Genomic DNA, 16,927 nt, shown 5'->3' with positions numbered 1-16,927 from the left:
TTTTAGAAGTACCCTTCGCGCTTGCGGTCTTCCATCGCGGCCTCGGACATCTTGTCGTCGGCGCGGGTCGCGCCCCGCTCGGTGAGGCGGGAGACGGCGATCTCGGCGATCACAGCGTCCAGCGTGGCGGCGTCGGAGTCGACGGCGCCGGTGCAGGACATGTCACCGACGGTGCGGTAGCGGATGAGACGCGTCTCGGGCGTCTCGCCCTCCTTCGGGCCGCCCCACTCGCCGGCCGTCAGCCACATGCCGTTGCGCTGGAAGACCTCGCGCTCGTGCGCGAAGTAGATCTCCGGCAGTTCGATGCCCTCACGGGCGATGTACTGCCAGACGTCCAGCTCGGTCCAGTTGGACAGCGGGAAGACGCGCACGTGCTCGCCCGGCGCGTGGCGGCCGTTGTAGAGCTGCCACAGCTCGGGGCGCTGGCGGCGCGGGTCCCACTGGGAGAACTCGTCGCGGAGGCTGAACACCCGCTCCTTGGCGCGGGCCTTCTCCTCGTCGCGGCGGCCGCCGCCGAAGACGGCGTCGAACTTGAGCTGCTGGATCGCCTCGGTCAGCGGGACGGTCTGCAGCGGGTTGCGGGTGCCGTCCGGACGCTCGCGCAGCTTGCCCGCGTCGATGTACTCCTGGACGGAGGCCACGTGCAGGCGCAGGCCGTGCTTCTCGACCGTGCGGTCGCGGTACTCCAGCACCTCGGGGAAGTTGTGGCCCGTGTCGACGTGCAGCAGCGTGAAGGGCACCGGCGCCGGCGCGAACGCCTTCAGCGCCAGGTGCAGCATGACGATGGAGTCCTTGCCGCCGGAGAAAAGGATCACCGGCTTCTCGAACTCGCCCGCCACCTCGCGGAAGATGTGCACGGCCTCGGATTCGAGGGCGTCGAGGTGCGACAGCGCGTAGGGCGCGTCCGCGCCGGACTCGGCGTGCACGTGTGCGGCGGTGGTCATGCCAGACCCCTCTCGGTGAGCAGCGCGTGCAGGGCCGAAGCCGACTCCTGCACGGTCTGCGTGTGCGACTCGATACGGAGGTCCGGGGACTCCGGCGCCTCGTACGGGTCGTCGACCCCGGTCAGACCGGAGATCTCGCCCGCCGCCTGCTTGGCGTACAGGCCCTTCACGTCACGCTCGGAGCACACCTCGACCGGGGTGGCCACGTGCACTTCGAGGTAGTTCGTCTCGGCGGCCGCGTGCCGCTTGCGGACCGCCTCACGGCTGTCCGCGAACGGCGCGATCACCGGCACCAGCGCCTTGACGCCGTTGCTCGCGAGGAGCTCGGCGACGAAGCCGATCCGCTGCACGTTGGTGTGCCGGTCCTGACGGCTGAAACCGAGGCCGGCGGAGAGGAACTCGCGGATCTCGTCACCGTCGAGGACCTCCACGCGGTGACCCTCGGCGCTCAGCCGGTCGGCCAGCGCGTAGGCGATGGTGGTCTTGCCCGCGCTCGGCAGCCCGGTCAGCCACACGGTGGCGCCCTGGTCGCTCACGCTCATCTGCTCTGTCTCCGTAAGTTCTTCGCTCGTCGTCATCAGCCGTGCAGTCCGCACTCGGTCTTGCCCCGCCCGGCCCAGCGGCCGGCCCGTGCGTCCTCGCCCTCCGCCACGCGGCGGGTGCAGGGGGCGCAGCCGACGGAGGCGTAACCGTCCATCAGCAGCGGGTTGGTGAGCACGCCGTGTTCCGCGACGTACGCGTCCACGTCGTCCTGGGTCCAGCGGGCGATCGGGGAGATCTTGACCTTCTGCCGCTTCTCGTCCCAGCCGACCACCGGGGTGTTCGCCCGGGTCGGGGACTCGTCGCGGCGCAGGCCCGTCGCCCACGCGTCGTACGCGGTCAGGCCCTCTTCGAGAGGCTTGACCTTGCGCAGCGCGCAGCACAGGTCGGGGTCGCGGTCGTGCAGCTTCGGGCCGTACTCGGCGTCCTGCTCGGCCACCGTCTGGCGCGGGGTGAGGGTGATGACGTTGACGTCCATCACGGCCTCGACCGCGTCGCGGGTGCCGATGGTCTCCTCGAAGTGGTAGCCGGTGTCGAGGAAGACCACGTCCACGCCCGGCATCGCCCGCGAGGCGAGGTGGGCGACGACCGCGTCCTCCATGGAGGAGGTCACGGCGAACTTCTTGCCGAAGGTCTCGGCCGCCCAGGTGAGGATCTCCAGCGCGGAGGCGTCCTCCAGGTCCCGGCCCGCCTGCTCGGCCAGCGCCTTGAGGCCCCCGGCCGTAAGACCCGTGTCTTGAGTGGTGGTCATATCTCGTCCCCTCCAGCGGTGTTCGACGAAGCGCCCCGGGCCAGCAGCCCGAGGTACTTCAGCTGGAAGGCTCGGTTGCAGGCCCTGCATTCCCAGGCGCCGTGACCCGTCTCGTTCGGAAACAGGTCCTCGTCGCCGCAGTACGGGCAGTAGAACGGGGCGGCGCGCTCGCTCACGAGAGGTCCTCGTCCTTCGCGCGGCCGACCCAGGCGGCGAAGCGCTCGCCGTCCTCGCGCTGCTCCTCGAAGCGCGTGACGACCCGCTCGACGTAGTCGGGCAGACCGGCCGAGGTGACCTTGAGGCCGCGGACCTTGCGGCCGAAGCCGGCCTCCAGGCCGAGGGCGCCGCCCAGGTGGACCTGGTAGCCCTCCACCTGGTTGCCCTCGTCGTCCAGGACCAGCTGGCCCTTGAGACCGATGTCCGCCACCTGGATACGGGCGCAGGCGTTCGGGCAGCCGTTGATGTTGATGGTGAGCGGCTCGGCGAACTCCGGCAGGCGGCGCTCCAGCTCGTCGATCAGCGAGGCGCCGCGCGCCTTCGTCTCGACGATGGCCAGCTTGCAGAACTCGATGCCGGTGCAGGCCATCGTGCCGCGGCGGAACGGGGACGGCTTGACCCGCAGGTCCAGCGCCTCCAGCGCCTCGACGACCGAGTCCACCCGGTCCGCCTCGATGTCGAGCACGATCATCTTCTGCTCGGCGGTGGTGCGCAGCCGGCCGGAGCCGTGCTGCTCGGCGATGTCCGCGATCTTGGTCAGCGTGGCGCCGTCGACGCGGCCGACGCGGGGCGCGAAGCCGACGTAGAACTTGCCGTCCTGCTGCTGGTGCACGCCGACGTGGTCGCGCCACTGGCCGCTGGGCTGCTCGGGCGCGGGGCCGTCGGTCAGCTTGCGCTTCAGGTACTCGTCCTCCAGGACCTGGCGGAACTTGGCCGGGCCCCAGTCGGCGACGAGGAACTTCAGGCGGGCGCGGGTGCGCAGCCGGCGGTAGCCGTAGTCGCGGAAGATCGAGATGACGCCCTCGTAGACGTCCGGGACCTCGTCGAGCGAGACCCAGGTGCCGAGGCGGACACCGAGCTTGGGGTTGGTGGACAGGCCGCCGCCGACCCACACGTCGAAGCCCGGGCCGTGCTCGGGGTGGTTCACGCCGACGAAGGCGATGTCGTTGATCTCGTGCGCCACGTCGAGCAGCGGCGAGCCGGAGATCGCGGACTTGAACTTGCGGGGCAGGTTGGAGAAGTCCTTGTTGCCCACGATGCGGCGCTGGATCTCCTCGATGGCGGGCGTGCCGTCGATGATCTCGTCCTGGGCGATGCCGGCCACGGGCGAACCGAGGATGACGCGGGGCGTGTCACCGCAGGCCTCGGTGGTGGACAGGCCGACGGCCTCCAGGCGGCGCCAGATCTCCGGGACGTCCTCGATCCGGATCCAGTGGTACTGCACGTTCTGCCGGTCGGTGAGGTCGGCCGTCCCGCGGGCGAGCTCCTCGGAGATCTCGCCGATGACGCGGAGCTGCTCGGTGGTCAGCCGGCCGCCGTCGATGCGGACGCGCAGCATGAAGTACTTGTCGTCCAGCTCCTCCGGCTCCAGGATCGCGGTCTTGCCGCCGTCGATCCCGGGCTTGCGCTGGGTGTAGAGACCCCACCAGCGCATGCGGCCGCGGAGGTCGTTGGGGTCGATCGAGTCGAAACCCGTCTTGGAGTAGACGTTCTCGATGCGTGTCCGCACATTGAGACCGTCGTCGTCCTTTTTGAACTGCTCGTTGCCGTTGAGGGGCGTGTGGTGTCCGACGGCCCACTGACCCTCACCGCGGTGACGGCCGGTCTTGCGGCGCGCGGCGGCTGCGGGGGCGGCTGCGGGCGTTTCGGGGGTGGCGGCCATGGCGGTACGTCCTTCTTCGGCGGCTCAGGGCAAGGGCAAGGGAGGGGTGCGGCGGCGCGCCCCTGTCACTTCGGCGTCGCTGAGCGGGTGTGGCTGATTGCCGCGCCTTTCGCCGGGGTGGCCGGCGGGCAGGGCGGAATTCGGCCTTCAGGGGACTGCGGTGATCGACACTTCCACGGCGACGATGCCGGGATTGCGGCGATGTGCGGCGGTTGCTGGTTCCGTCAGCAAGCCGGACAGATGGCGCTGGACATGCGGCCGAGGTCGACGTGCCGCCGACTCACCAAGGCAATTCCAGCTCCATTCATGGCGGAAGCGTGTCATGTGCCGATTGGAGGAGTCCACTACTGTCCACGATTCGGACGAACTCGTCCCGAAGTGTGGGACGGCGTGACGGGGGTCACCCCCGTACCCCGGATCGTGGTGCGGATGAGCCGGCCTGCGTGCCTCAACGACCGGGGCTCCGCCCCGCACCCCGCGCCTCAAACGCCGGCGAGGCTGGATGTGTCCGGTGCAACCTGCCCGTGCGCGGAGCACAATCCCAGCCTCGCAGGTGCGGGGACCCATCAGCCTCGCCGGCGTTTGAGGCGCGGGGGCCCGGGGGCGGAGCCCCGCCGGGTTCCGGAGCGGTTCACCCCCGGAGGGGTCAGGCGCCTGGCCAGGGGCCCGGGGTGGGGGTGTCCGGCTTGGACTCGGTTTCCGTCTTGAACAGCTTGAAGCCCCGCCGGAGGTAGTTGTCCATCGCCGTCGGGCCGTCCTGGCTGCACGTGTGCAGCCAGACACGCCGGGTCGGCGCCCGGCCGGGCCACCGCTCCGCGAGGTCCCACGCCCGGGCGACGCCCACCGACAGCAGGTGCCCCCCGATCCGCCGGCCCCGGAAGTCCGGCAGGAGGCCGAAGTAGATGATCTCCACCACACCGTCGTCCTGGGGGTCGAACTCCACGTACCCGGCCGGCGTGCCCCGGTCGTACGCCACCCACGTCTCCACGCCCGGCCGCCCCAGCTGCTCCACCCACTCGGCGCGGGTCAGGGACAGGCGGTCCGTCCAGTGGATGTCGCCGCCGACCGAGGCGTAGAGGAAGCGGCTGAATTCCGGGGAGGGGACCTCCGCCCGGGCGATGGTGATCTCGGGGCCCGGGGGAGTCGCCGGTATGAGGTCCGCCGGAGAGGTCATTTCCAGGGACCAGGTGGTGAGGGTGATGGTGCTCATGCACGTCAGGGAATCACGCCGGGCCCCGAACGGCCCAGACGGGCCCGGATCACCGCCGGTGCGGTGGAGTGCGGAAGGAGCGCCGCCGGGTCCTCGGGGCGGATCAGCTCCACCTCCACGTCCTCCGCGAACCGGTACGGCCGGTGGGTCAGGACGCCCGCCAGGTGGCGCCGTACGCGCGACAGCTCCGCCCGGATCGTCACCGTCCGCGTCGGATCCCCGAACAGTTCCGCCGCCAGCTCGGCCGCCGAGCGGCCCCGCGGGCTCTCCGCCAGCAGGAACAGCAGCTCGGCGTGGCGCGGGCTCAGCTCCTGCGACCAGCTCCCGGCGGCCCCGTACACCGTCGCCGACCAGGATCCGGCCCGGCTGAGGTCGAGGACGACCCGCGTCACCGCCGCGCCCGTACGGTCCTGCGCGATCCGCAGCAGCCAGCCGCCCGGCAGCGGCTCCACCGCGCAGTCCCCGAGCTGCGGCACCCACACCCGGCCGGGCGCGAGCGACTTCGGCAGGGGGACGCGGTCCACGGGGGCCAGGCCCGTCACGGCCGCCGTCCAGCCGTTCGGGTCCACGGCCAGGGCCCGCCCCGGCAGCCGCGCCAGCAGCGGCGCCGCCACCGTCCGCAGCCGCTCCAGCGACTCCAGGTGCCGCACGCGCAGCTCCCGCTCGGCGAGCTTGGCCACCGAGCTCACCCACGCCAGGGTCGCCGGGTGCATGGTGGCCAGCGGCCCGCTGACGTCGACCACGCCCAGCAGCCGCCCGTCCCGCGGGTCCCGTACGGGCGCGCCCGCGCAGGTCCAGTCGTGGTGGCTGGAGACGAAGTGCTCCGCCGAGAACACCTGGACCGGCCGCCGGGCCACCAGCGCGGTGCCCACGCCGTTCGTGCCGACCACGGCCTCGTCCCAGTGGGCCCCCACCGCGAAGCCGAGCCGGTCGGCCTTGCGCAGGATGGAACTGTGGCCCTCCCGCCACAGCAGCCGCCCGTCCGCGTCGGCCACGACCATGATGTGCAGCGCCTCGTCCAGCGCCGGCAGCAGCCCCTCCCGCAATACCGGGAGGATCTCCCGCAGCGGTGAGACGTGCCGGCGCTCCTCGGTCTCGGCGGCCGACAGCATCCTCGAGCGCGCGTCCCGGTCGGGATGCACCCCGACCGCCATCATCCGGCGCCAGGACGCGGCGATCTCCGGGCGCGGTGCGGCCGGCGGCGGGTCCCCGGCCAGCGCGGCCGCCCGTACTCCCTTGAGCAGACGCGCGGCCTCCCGCGCGTCCATGGCCGAGATGCGCGCCACGTCGACCGCGCCGACCGTGCCGTCGGTGGGCTTGGCCACCAGAACCTCCCCGTGCGAACCGGACGTGCGACGGAAGCCGCCCGGACGGTCCGCGAAGACCCGTTCCCCCGAACCCCCGGCGGGCGGCTGCCGGTTCAAAGGTTGCAACGCTATGCAACTCTCGCCAAGTCCCGGTCACCCGACCGAAACTGTCCGGACGCCGCACAGCGGCGTGACAGCTCCTCCTCGGGGCTTCTCGGATCAGGGGTGGTGCCGAGTCGGCGCGGCGCCACCCCTGTTCCCGGTCGACGGGCCCGGATCCCGGCTCGGAGGGGTCGTGGGGACCTTGGGGGGTCCCCGGCGTCCCCTCCCTAGCCCGTGATCCGCGCCCGTTCCACGACTCCTCGCAGGTCGAGGCTGTGCGGCAGAGTGCCGAAGGCCGTGCCCCAATCGCCTCCCAGCCGCGAGGCGCAGAATGCGTCCGCCACCTCCGGCGGGGCCCACCGCACCAGCAGCGAGCCCTGGAGCACCAGCGCCATGCGCTCCACCACCCGGCGGGCCCGGGCCTCGATGCCCTCCAGGTCGGCCAGGTCGGTCAGCAGGTCCTTGATGGCCGAATCCAGCCGGTGGTCGGCGCCCCGGGCGAGCCCGACCTCCTCGAGGAAGGCACCCAGCGCCTGCGGCTCACGCTGGAGGGCGCGCAGCACGTCGAGGGCCTGGACGTTGCCCGAGCCCTCCCAGATGGAGTTCAGCGGGGATTCGCGCAGCAGTCTCGGCAGCCCGGACTCCTCGACGTAGCCGTTGCCGCCCAGGCATTCCAGGGCCTCCGCCACCATCGGCGTACAGCGCTTGGTCACCCAGTACTTGGCTGCGGGCACCGCGAGGCGCAGGAAGGCCCTCTCCTGCTCCGTGCCGGCGTCGTAGGCGGCCGCGAGGCGCAGGGTCAGGGTCGTGGCCGCCTCCGACTCCAGGGCGAGGTCGGCGAGGACGTTGCGCATCAGCGGCTGGTTTATGAGCGGTGCTCCGAAAGCAGAGCGGTGCTCCGTGTGGTGGACGGCCTGCGTCAGGGCCTGCCGCATCAGCGAGGCGGACCCGATCACACAGTCCAGCCGGGTCGCCGCCACCATCTCGATGATGGTCCGCACCCCCCGGCCCTCCTCGCCCACCCTCCTCGCCCAGGTCCCGTCGAACTCCACCTCGCTCGACGCGTTCGACCGGTTCCCCAGCTTGTCCTTCAGCCGCTGGATGGCGAAGACGTTGCGCGTGCCGTCCGGCAGCACCCGCGGCACCAGGAAGCAGGTCAGCCCACCGGGCGCCTGCGCCAGCACCAGGAAGCCGTCGCACATCGGCGCCGAACAGAACCACTTGTGCCCGGTCAGCAGGTATTCACCGGACGCGTCCAGCGGCACCGCGGCGGTCGTGTTCGCCCGTACGTCGCTCCCGCCCTGCTTCTCCGTCATCCCCATGCCGAAGAGCACACCGGCCTTCTCTGCGGCCGGCCGCAGCCCTTCCTCGTACACGTGCGAGGTCAGCCGCGGCTCCCACTCGGCGGCCAGCTCCGGATCGGTCCGCAGCGCCGGCACGGCGGCGTGCGTCATCGAGACCGGGCAGCCGTGCCCCGCCTCGGCCTGGGACCACACGAAGAATCCGGCGGCCCGGCGCAGATGCCCCGCCGGCCGCCCCCAGGCGTCCGTGAGCCCGGCGGACACGGCCTGCCCGAGCAGCCGGTGCCAGGCCGGGTGGAACTCCACCTCGTCGATCCGGTTCCCGTACCGGTCGTGCGTCCGCAGCTTCGGCGGATTCTCGTTCGCCTGGGTTCCCCATTCCTGGGCCCGGGCGGAACCCGCCGTACGCCCCAGTTCGGTGAGCTCCGCGCGCACCTCCCCGAGGAGCTCGGGGCCCGCGGGGGCGAGATGACGTTCCACGCCCTCCGTGAGGGCGCGGTCGCCGCCGTAGACGTCGTAGCCCACCAGGGGCGGGGCCTGATTGGTGACTGTGTGGGTGGTGGCTGCCATGCGGATACCGTAAGGACGTGCAGCCAGCAAAAGAAACACCCGAGGGGATCCCAGGACCCCATGGACGGCTCCACCGGGCCCGCGCCCTCTACCGGAACGTCTCCAAACGGAAGATGGGCTGGCTGCTGCTGAAGGACACCGTCAACTCGTGCATCGAGTACCGGATCCTCGGTCTCGCGGCCGAGGCGGCCTTCTTCACGCTCCTCTCCCTGCCCCCGCTCTTCCTCGGCCTGCTGGGGCTCCTCGGCTACGTGGACGGCTGGACCGACACACAGACCGTGGCCAGCATCGAGGAGAACATCCTGGGGGCCGTCGGCACCGTCCTCTCCGACCGCGGCGTCAACGACATCGCCAAGCCCCTCCTCGACGACGTCACCGGCCGCGGCCGCCCGGACCTGATCTCGCTCGGCTTCGCCTTCGCCCTGTGGTCGGGCTCCCGCGCCGTGAACGTCTTCATCGACACCATCACCGTGATGTACGGGCTCGACGGGCACCGCGGGATCGTCAAAACCCGGCTGCTGGCCTTCCTGCTGTACGTGATCGCGCTGCTCATCGGCGCGATCGTGCTGCCGCTGATGGTGGTCGGACCGGACGCGGTGGTCCGGCTGGTGCCCTGGGGGACCGAGGTCATCGCGGTCCTGTACTGGCCGACCGTGACGCTGCTGTCCATCGCCTTCCTGACGACGCTCTACCACGTGTCCGTGCCGGTGCGCTCGCCGTGGATCGAGGACGTGCCGGGAGCGCTGGTGGCCCTCGCGATGTGGGTGCTGGGCTCGTTCCTGCTGCGGATCTACCTGACCAACACCGTGGAGGGGCCGACGATCTACGGCTCGCTGGCCGCCCCGGTGGCCGTCCTGCTGTGGATCGGCATCTCGGCCTTCGCGGTGCTCGTGGGCGCGGCCGTGAACGCGGCCATCGACCGGGTCTGGCCGTCCGTGGCCACGGCGGCGGCCCGCGAGGCGAACGAGCGGGCGCGGGAAGCGGAGGCGGCGCAGCTGATCGCGCGGGCCGCCGCGTGGCGGGCGATGGCGGAGGGCGAGTCGGAGGACGACGAGGACGAGGACATGCCGTCGGAGTTCCCGGAGCGCTGGTCGAGGTTCCTGCCGCCGGAGGACTATTCGTCGCGGCTGCGCAAGCACTGACGCGGGCGAGGGCGCGCCGCTGGTCCCGGCCGGGCGCCGTCGCCGGGGCTCCGCCCCGCGCCCCGCGCCCCGCACCCGCCCCTCACGCCGGCGGGGCTGGAGCCTGCCCGTCGTCAGCCCGTGGGTGCGGGCTCCGGTACGGAGTTTCCGCCCACCTGCCTCGGAGACGGCCTGCGTCGCAATCCGACGGCTGCGCGGGGATTGACGGACCGTCAGACGGAGGAGCAACTTATATCGGAACCCCGATATAACCCCGGGAGCCCCTCTCATGCCACCAGCCGACCCCCCGTCCGGCCCGCCGCACGCACCGGACGCCCCCGGGCCACACCGCGCACCGGAAGCCCCGGTCGGCAGTCCGCCGGAGGCGGGGAGCGACCCCCACCCGCCGAGCCCGCCGCAGCCGTCGCGGCAGGCGGTTCGGAAGTCCGAGACGCGGTCCCGGCTGATCGGCGCCGCCGCCGGGCTGTTCGCGCGCAAGGGCTACCACGCCGTCTCCGCGGAGGCCGTCGCCGAGGCGGCCGGGCGGACCACCGGGGCGCTCTACAGCCACTTCGGCGGCAAGGAGGGGCTGCTGCTGGCCCTCCTGGAGGTCTGGAAGGAGCGGACGGCGGAGGAGCTCGCCGCCGAGATCGCCGGCAGCGCCGACCCGGGGGACCCCGCCGTGCACTTCTCCGCGATGTGGCGCAGCCTCACCCGTCCGCACCCCGAGCACGGCGACTCCTGGCTGCTCCTGGAGGCCGAGCTCTGGCTGCACGGCGCCCGCGGCCCCCTCATCGGCACCCAACTCGCCCAGCGTTACGCCGAGATCCGCGCCCAGCTCGGCGAAGGCCTCGCCGACCGGTCCGCAGCCCCCGGCACCCCGCCCGGCCGCCCGCCCGAGGAGACCGGCGCCCTCGTCCTCGGAGTCCTGCTCGGACTCGCGATGCAGCACCGCCTGGACCCCGACGGCATCCCCGACACCCTCGTCGTCGAAGCACTCGACGCCCTCCTCCGGGCGCCCCGAAGGGAAGTGGACCCGTGAGCCCCACCGGCATCCCCACCGGCGACATCGACCTCCTCGAAGACACCTGGGCCCGCGAGGTCCCGCACGCGCAGTTCACCCGGCTGCGCCGCGAGGACCCCGTCCACTGGCACGAGATACCCGGCCCGGGCCACCAGGACGGCTTCTACGCGATCACCCGCCACGCCGACGTCAAGGCGATCAGCCGCGATCCCGAGCTCTGGTCCACCGAGCTCGGCTCCTTCATGGTCCGCGACCAGAGCCCCGAGTCCCTGGAGAGCCTGCGCCTCGTGCTGCTGGGCATGGACGCCCCGCGGCACTCCCGCTACCGCGCCCTGGTCAGCGCCGGCTTCACCCCCCGGGTGGTACGCCGGCTGGCGGCCCGCATCGGCGAGCGCGCCGCAGCCCTGGTGGACACCGCGGTCGTCCCGGGCCGGGACATGGACTTCGTCTCCGAGGTGGCCGCCTGGCTGCCGATCCAGACGATCTGCGAGATGGTCGGCGTACCGTCGGGCGACGAGCGGCTGATCTTCGACTGGAGCAACCGGATGGCCGGCGGCCAGGATCCGGAGCTGTCCGCGGGCCGCCACGACAGCGACCTCGCGGCCGCCGAGATCTACGCCTACTGCGACGCGCTGGCCGCCGAGCGGCGCGCGCACCCCCGGGAGGACATCCTCTCGACCCTCGTCCACGCCGAGGTGGGGGGCGACCGGCTCAGCCCGCACGAGATCAGCATGTTCTTCGTGCTGCTGTGCGTCGCGGGCAACGAGACCACCCGCAACCTGCTGTCCGCCACCCTGCTGGCCCTGGCCGAACACCCGGCCGCCCGAGCCGAACTGGCCGCCTCGCCGCAGGACGAGGCGCTGTGGGCATCCGCCACGGAGGAGTTCCTGCGCTGGGGCGGCTCGATCCACAACTTCCGCCGCACCGCCACGCGGGACACCGTCCTGCGCGGGCGCCGGATCGCGGCCGGCCAGAAGGTGGTCACGTACTACACCTCCGCCAACCGGGACGAGGAGGTCTTCACCGACCCCTTCGCCTTCGACATCCGCCGCACCCCCAACGACCACCTCGCCTTCGGCGGCGGGGGCCCGCACTTCTGTCTGGGCGCCGGCCTGGCCCGTACGCAGATCAAGGCACTGATCCGCGAACTGCTCGCACGCCACCCCGACGTCGAACTCACCGGCCGGGTCCGCCGGCTCCGCTCCGACTTCATCAACGGCATCAAGTACCTGCCCGTACGGTTCGATTAGAGCGTCAGCGTTCGGAGAGTTCCGACGGCGCCTCCTGGACCACCCAGCCGTTGCCGTCCGGGTCCTCGAAGGAGAGGAAGGAGTTCCAGGTGTCGCCCTTGCCCTCCGCCCAGCCCGTCGGGCCGAGGTGGCGGACCGGGGACACCGCCACCCCTCGGGAGACCAGCTCGTCCCGGGCCGCCTCGATGTCCGTGACGCAGAGCTGGAGGCCCTGCAGGGTGCCCGGGGCCATCCTCCCCGTGCCGGGCATCGGGGGCAGGCCGTGTTCCAGCGCGATCGAACACCGCGAGCCGGGAGGGGTCAGCTGGATGATGCGGACACCGGAGGCGACCTCGTCGTCGAGGTCGACCTTGAAGCCGACCTTGTCGGCGTAGAACTCCTTCGCCCGGTCAAGGTCGGTGACAGGGACCAGAACGACTTCGAGCGTCCAGTTCACGGCAGTTCTCCTCGGGAGTGCGACAGCGCCAGGGCGGATCCACGGTCGCCCACGGAACGGCCGTCGCGCACGCCGAAACGCCCGTCGCCGAGGAATCGCCGAAAAACAATTGGCCCCGAGGGGAAGGAGCTTGTTACGGTGGGTCCGTTCCCGCCGATCGGCCGGAACACCGGCGCGTGCATGACCCGGAGGTGAGTTCATTGATGACTGTCGTTGCGCAGGGCGCTGCCCGCACTCAGAAGACCATCAATGTCACTTCCGTGGTCTCCGGCTGACCTCACACTTCTCCGCGCGCCGCCGAGCGGGCGCGCGTACTGCCGGGGCCACCCTGTGAAGGGTTCCCCTTGTCTCACTCCTCTTCTTTCCCGCAGGCCCCGCTCTCGCACGCCCTCACCCCCTTCGGCTGGGACGACGCGTGGGCGGCCGAGTTCACCCCGTACGCGGAGCAGGGCCTCCTGCCCGGCCGGGTCGTACGCGTCGACCGCGGTCAGTGCGACGTCATGACCGCGGACGGCATCGTCCGCGCCGACACCGCCTTCGTCACCCCGCACGACCCGCTTCGGGTCATCTGCACCGGCGACTGGGCGGCCGTCGAGGCGTCCGGCAACCCGCGCTACGTGAAGGCGTACCTGCCGCGCCGGACCGCCTTCGTACGGTCCACCTCCTCACAGCGGTCCGAGGGGCAGATCCTCGCCGCCAACGTCGACCACGCGATCATCGCGGTCTCCCTCGCCGTCGAACTGGACCTGGGGCGCATCGAGCGCTTCCTGGCCCTGGCGTGGGAATCGGGGGCGCAGCCGCTGGTCGTCCTCACCAAGGCGGACCTGGTCCCGGACCCGGCGACGCTGGGCCACCTGGTCCAGGACGTGGAGACCACCGCCCCCGGGGTCCAGGTCCTCCCCGTCTCAGCCGTCACCGGAGAGGGCACGGACATCCTCGCCGCCGTCCTCGGGAGCGGTACGAGCGTGCTGCTCGGCATCTCGGGCGCCGGCAAGTCCACGCTGGCCAACGTGCTGCTCGGGGCCGACGTGATGGAGGTCCAGGAGGCCCGCGAGGTCGACGGCAAGGGCCGGCACACCACGACCACCCGCAACCTGCTCGCCCTGCCGGGCGGCGGCGTCCTGATCGACACGCCCGGGCTGCGGGGTGTCGGGCTCTGGGACGCCGAGGCCGGGGTGGGGCAGGTCTTCTCGGAGATCGAGGAGTACGCGGAGCGGTGCCGCTTCCACGACTGCGCGCACGAGGCGGAGCCGGGGTGCGCGGTGCTGGGGGCGGTGGAGGCCGGGGCGCTGCCGGAGCGGCGGCTGGAGAGCTACCGGAAGCTGTTGCGGGAGAACCAGCGGATCGTGGCGAAGACGGATGCGCGGCTGCGGGCCGACCTCCGGCGGGACTGGCGCCTGAAGTCGGCCCAGGGCCGCGCCAATTACGCCGCGAAACGAGGCGGCCGCCCCTGACCCCGCGGGGCCCCGACGCCACCACGCTGGACCAGCCCCCGGCCCCCTGCGCCTCAAACGCCGGCGGGCTGGGTGGCTCCGCCTCCCGGCGGGGCTGAAGCCGGGGCCGGGGCCCAGGTTTCGGCCGCGGCACCGTCGCCGGGGACCAGCCCCCGGCCCCCCGCGTCTCAAACGCCGGCGGGGCTGGGTGGGTCCGCCTCACTCGCCGGCGGGGCTGAGGTCGGGCTCCGGCTCAGGTTTCGGCTGCGGCGCCGTTGCGGGGGCCAGCCCCCGGACCCCCGCGCCTCAAACGCCGGCGAGGCTGGGTGGGTCCGCCTCAATCGCCGGCGAGGCTGGATGTGGCTGCCTCAAACGCCGGCGAGGCTGGATGTGGCTGCCTCGATCGCCGGCGGGGCTTGGTGGGTCCGCGCCCGGGGTCTTTGAGCCGCACCTGACAGCGCATGCCGGCCGAATCCAGCCCCGCCGGCGTTTGAGGCGCGGGGTGCGGGGCGGAGCCCCGGTTGGTGACCCGCACTGGCGTGCCCGGCCTGGCCTGACCCGTGGTGGCGGGGCGCCATGCCGGCCCAAATCCAGCCTCGCCGGCGTTTGAGGCGCGGGGTCCGGGGCGGAGCCCCGGCAGCGGTGGCGCACCCGGCCCGGGGGCGGGGGTCAGACCCCCGCTGCGACCGAGGCGAGCCAGGCGGCCACCACCAGGAGGCAGGCGAAGAGTTCCACCAGCACGCTCGTCCCCACCGCCCGCATCACGGCCCGTACCGACGCCCACGCCTCACCATGCGTCCCCAGGCGCAACCGCTCGCACACGTAGATGCCGCCCATGAAGCCCGGCACCGCCCCCACCACCGGAACCAGCACGAAGCCCAGCACCGCGCCGGTGCCGGCGTAGACCGCCATCCGGCGGGTGACGCCCACGCCCCGCAGCCGCCGGGGCGGGAGCTGCCACTTCACCACCTGTACCACCAGCAGCAGGGCCGTCGCGGCGACCAGCAGGGCCCACGCCGGTGCCGACCGTTCGTGCAGCGCCCACCACATCAGCCCCGCCCACACCAGCAGGGTGCCCGGCACGCCTGGCACCAGCACCCCGACCACTCCGAGCAGCAGCACCACCCCCACCAGGAGCAGCTGCGGCAGATCCACATGCCCAGCGTGACCGACCAGGGGCTATCGGGCCACCCAGCCCCGTTCGTACGCGTGCCAGCCCAGCTGGAGCCGCGTCGTCACCCCGGACAGCTCCATCAGCCCCTTCACCCGGCGCTGTACCGTCCGCAGCCCCAAGTCCAGGTGCTTGGCCACGCTCGCGTCCGTCATCCCCGCCAGCAGAAGGGTCAGGACCTCCAGGTCCGTGGCGTCCGGACAGCCGTCGGACTCCTCCGGCGCGCCGGTCGCGCCCAGCCGCAGCGGCAGCGACTCCCGCCACACCGCCTCGAACAGGCCCATCAGGGACTCCAGCAGCCCCGACGCGTGCACCACCAGCGCCGCCGGCTCCGCGCCGCGCTTGGTCAGCGGGACCATGGCGAGGGTCCGGTCCGCGATCACCAGCTTCGTCGGGACCTCGCCCGTCACCCGGACCCGTTCCCCCCGGGCCAGCGCGGTCGACGCCTCGCGCATGCCGCCCGGCCCGGTCAGCACCTCCCGCTCGATGACCACCCGGTACGCAACACCGCGTACGGAGGCCCGTTCCTCCGCCTCGTTGTCGGGGCCCGTCACCACCTGCGGGCGGCCGCTGACCAGCGCGCACACCTCCTCCACCGCGCCCAGCTGGAGCTGGTGGAAGCGGTGCGCCACCGCGCTCGCGCCCGTGACCACCTCCACCAGGTCGTGCACGGCCGGCTCGGAGGCCTCCGCCCGGTACTCCTCGGCCAGCAGGGCCGCCGCCAGCTCCGCCTGCTCCAGCTCGTGCCGCTGCTGGGTGAGGAGGGCCCCGAGGGCGACCCCGGGCGGCGCCGCCACCCAGCGCCCCGGCCGCGCCGAGGACTGCGCGGCCAGCCCCTGCCGCTCCAGGTGCCGCAGCGCCCGTTCCGTCTGCGGCACCGGCAGCGCAAGCCGGTGCGCCAGGTCCGGCACCTCTGCAGCACCCAGCGCCACCAGAGCCCGGTACGCGGACTCCTGGCCCTCGTCCAGGCCTATCGCACCCAGCAACGCGTCCACCCACCCTCATCGCAGCGCCTGGCGGGAAGCGGCCACGGCGCAAACCCGCCGCGGACATCATCGCCGCACGCCCCACCGCTCTGCCAGGGTGACGCCACCGCGGCACCAACATCCGCCGGCCGTAAGCCCCTTGTGCGGCGGCTTTGCCGTGTATCGCCGCAGTTGGCCGGAATTCACCTGGGGAGAGCGATGCGCCCGATATCGCGTACGGCACTGGGCACGGCCACCGCGGCCGTCCCGGCCGTCACCGCCGTGGGCCGCGCCATAGGGCCCGTCTGGGGAGGTGCCGCTTGCGGCGACCCCGAGGGAAGCCGCAGTTTTTAAGCATGTTCAAATAACTGACGTGCGGCCGCAGGCTGGACATCCAATCTCTGGGGAGAGGTCTGCGGACATGCGTGGATGGCGGGCGATGGTTCTCGCGGTAACCGGGGTGGTTCTCACAGCGTCTTGCGGGTACGGCGCAGCCGTCCACGCGGCGGTGATTCCGCAGGAGCAACTGGTAGGGACGTGGACCAGCCCAGCAGGGACGACCCTGACCTTCTCGCAGGATCACACCTTCACCGGAACGGGATTCGACAAGGTCAAAGCGATGGCTGCCTGCGCCCAGCCCGAGACGCTGTCCCATGGCCGCTGGGCCTTCTACGGCAGCCCCAACGGTGACGGCCTCATCCTCCCGGACGAGACCGCCACACGCGGCAATGACCTTCGGCTGTCCTTCACCGAGAATCCGACGTGCACGGTGTGGGTCTACCTCTACGGGGACTTCGGAGATACAGAGGACCCCAGCATGTGCCCTACAGAGGACCCGGACGCGGGGTGTCCTCCTGGCGGCTACCTGAAGCGGACCGAGGCCGGCACCCGCTCCTGACACCTTTCGACACCGGGGCACCCGC

General features: G+C 72.3%; 17 protein-coding genes. 5 read left to right on the top strand and 12 right to left on the bottom strand.

Translation table 11 applies throughout. From position 1 onward, the window contains the following. Positions 1 to 2: 2 nt before the first annotated feature. The 9 genes from cysD to ACIP5M_RS13155 all read right to left on the bottom strand — a co-directional run bounded on the left by cysD (position 3) and on the right by ACIP5M_RS13155 (position 8,604). On the bottom strand, positions 3 to 944 hold the full coding sequence (cysD, locus tag ACIP5M_RS13195) for a sulfate adenylyltransferase subunit CysD (RefSeq protein ID WP_401195839.1): 942 nt from the start codon (positions 942 to 944) through the stop codon (positions 3 to 5). Continuing rightward, complete coding sequence (cysC, locus tag ACIP5M_RS13190; protein WP_401195836.1) at positions 941 to 1,486, bottom strand: adenylyl-sulfate kinase; 546 nt, start codon at positions 1,484 to 1,486, stop codon at positions 941 to 943. The genes cysD and cysC overlap by 4 nt, the downstream gene beginning before the upstream one ends. Positions 1,487 to 1,521: 35 nt before the next feature. After that, entirely contained in the window at positions 1,522 to 2,235 is a 714-nt protein-coding gene (locus ACIP5M_RS13185) for a phosphoadenylyl-sulfate reductase (RefSeq protein WP_401195834.1), read from the bottom strand. Continuing rightward, entirely contained in the window at positions 2,232 to 2,411 is a 180-nt protein-coding gene (locus ACIP5M_RS13180; protein ID WP_401195831.1) for a hypothetical protein, read from the bottom strand. Before ACIP5M_RS13180 ends, ACIP5M_RS13185 begins: the two co-directional genes overlap by 4 nt. Then, the gene (locus ACIP5M_RS13175; RefSeq protein ID WP_401195828.1) at positions 2,408 to 4,114 is read right to left on the bottom strand and encodes a nitrite/sulfite reductase; all 1,707 of its coding nucleotides are present in this window, start codon (positions 4,112 to 4,114) and stop codon (positions 2,408 to 2,410) included. The genes ACIP5M_RS13180 and ACIP5M_RS13175 overlap by 4 nt, the downstream gene beginning before the upstream one ends. A gap of 224 nt (positions 4,115 to 4,338) precedes the next feature. Then, positions 4,339 to 4,422, bottom strand: a complete 84-nt coding sequence (locus ACIP5M_RS13170; RefSeq protein ID WP_310942095.1) for a putative leader peptide — start codon at positions 4,420 to 4,422, stop codon at positions 4,339 to 4,341. Between the two features lie 338 nt (positions 4,423 to 4,760). Further along, positions 4,761 to 5,324, bottom strand: coding sequence for a GNAT family N-acetyltransferase (locus ACIP5M_RS13165; protein WP_401195826.1), 564 nt, complete (start codon positions 5,322 to 5,324; stop codon positions 4,761 to 4,763). Positions 5,325 to 5,329: 5 nt separating this feature from the next. Continuing rightward, on the bottom strand, positions 5,330 to 6,592 hold the full coding sequence (locus tag ACIP5M_RS13160; RefSeq protein ID WP_401196318.1) for a GAF domain-containing protein: 1,263 nt from the start codon (positions 6,590 to 6,592) through the stop codon (positions 5,330 to 5,332). Positions 6,593 to 6,960: 368 nt separating this feature from the next. Then, complete coding sequence (locus ACIP5M_RS13155; protein WP_401195823.1) at positions 6,961 to 8,604, bottom strand: acyl-CoA dehydrogenase family protein; 1,644 nt, start codon at positions 8,602 to 8,604, stop codon at positions 6,961 to 6,963. A gap of 17 nt (positions 8,605 to 8,621) precedes the next feature. Here ACIP5M_RS13155 and ACIP5M_RS13150 point away from each other — a divergent pair, with 17 nt between their 5' ends. The 3 genes from ACIP5M_RS13150 (at position 8,622) to ACIP5M_RS13140 (ending at position 11,999) form a co-directional block, all read left to right on the top strand. Beyond that, positions 8,622 to 9,746, top strand: a complete 1,125-nt coding sequence (locus ACIP5M_RS13150; protein ID WP_401195822.1) for a YihY/virulence factor BrkB family protein — start codon at positions 8,622 to 8,624, stop codon at positions 9,744 to 9,746. A 268-nt stretch (positions 9,747 to 10,014) separates the two neighbouring features. Beyond that, positions 10,015 to 10,767: a TetR/AcrR family transcriptional regulator gene (locus ACIP5M_RS13145; RefSeq protein ID WP_401195820.1), complete on the top strand. Its 753-nt coding sequence runs from the start codon at positions 10,015 to 10,017 to the stop codon at positions 10,765 to 10,767. Next, positions 10,764 to 11,999, top strand: coding sequence for a cytochrome P450 (locus ACIP5M_RS13140; protein WP_401195817.1), 1,236 nt, complete (start codon positions 10,764 to 10,766; stop codon positions 11,997 to 11,999). The genes ACIP5M_RS13145 and ACIP5M_RS13140 overlap by 4 nt, the downstream gene beginning before the upstream one ends. 4 nt (positions 12,000 to 12,003) lie before the next feature. Here ACIP5M_RS13140 and ACIP5M_RS13135 read toward each other — a convergent pair whose 3' ends face one another. Next, positions 12,004 to 12,435 carry a VOC family protein gene (locus ACIP5M_RS13135; protein WP_401195814.1) on the bottom strand — a complete coding sequence of 144 codons (432 nt, stop codon included), beginning with the start codon at positions 12,433 to 12,435 and terminating at the stop codon, positions 12,004 to 12,006. A 344-nt stretch (positions 12,436 to 12,779) separates the two neighbouring features. Here ACIP5M_RS13135 and rsgA point away from each other — a divergent pair, with 344 nt between their 5' ends. Then, positions 12,780 to 13,889: a ribosome small subunit-dependent GTPase A gene (gene rsgA / locus ACIP5M_RS13130; RefSeq protein ID WP_401195812.1), complete on the top strand. Its 1,110-nt coding sequence runs from the start codon at positions 12,780 to 12,782 to the stop codon at positions 13,887 to 13,889. A gap of 648 nt (positions 13,890 to 14,537) precedes the next feature. On the opposite strand, the gene ACIP5M_RS13125 is transcribed toward rsgA, so the two are convergent. Together ACIP5M_RS13125 and ACIP5M_RS13120 are read right to left on the bottom strand one after the other, a co-directional pair. Next, positions 14,538 to 15,023, bottom strand: a complete 486-nt coding sequence (locus tag ACIP5M_RS13125) for a DUF456 domain-containing protein (protein WP_401195809.1) — start codon at positions 15,021 to 15,023, stop codon at positions 14,538 to 14,540. A gap of 24 nt (positions 15,024 to 15,047) precedes the next feature. Next, on the bottom strand, positions 15,048 to 16,025 hold the full coding sequence (locus tag ACIP5M_RS13120; protein ID WP_401196315.1) for a helix-turn-helix domain-containing protein: 978 nt from the start codon (positions 16,023 to 16,025) through the stop codon (positions 15,048 to 15,050). 598 nt (positions 16,026 to 16,623) lie between these two features. On the opposite strand from ACIP5M_RS13120, the gene ACIP5M_RS13115 reads away from it, so the two are divergent. Further along, a complete protein-coding gene (locus tag ACIP5M_RS13115; protein WP_401195807.1) occupies positions 16,624 to 16,902 on the top strand; it encodes a hypothetical protein in 279 nt (92 codons plus the stop codon). Positions 16,903 to 16,927 lie beyond the last annotated feature (25 nt).

The organism is Streptomyces sp. NPDC088762, from assembly GCF_044750905.1.
Classification (GTDB): Bacteria; Actinomycetota; Actinomycetes; order Streptomycetales; family Streptomycetaceae; genus Streptomyces.
The sequence above is the reverse complement of the archived record's forward strand: the minus strand, read 5'-3'. Positions and strand labels throughout refer to the sequence as shown.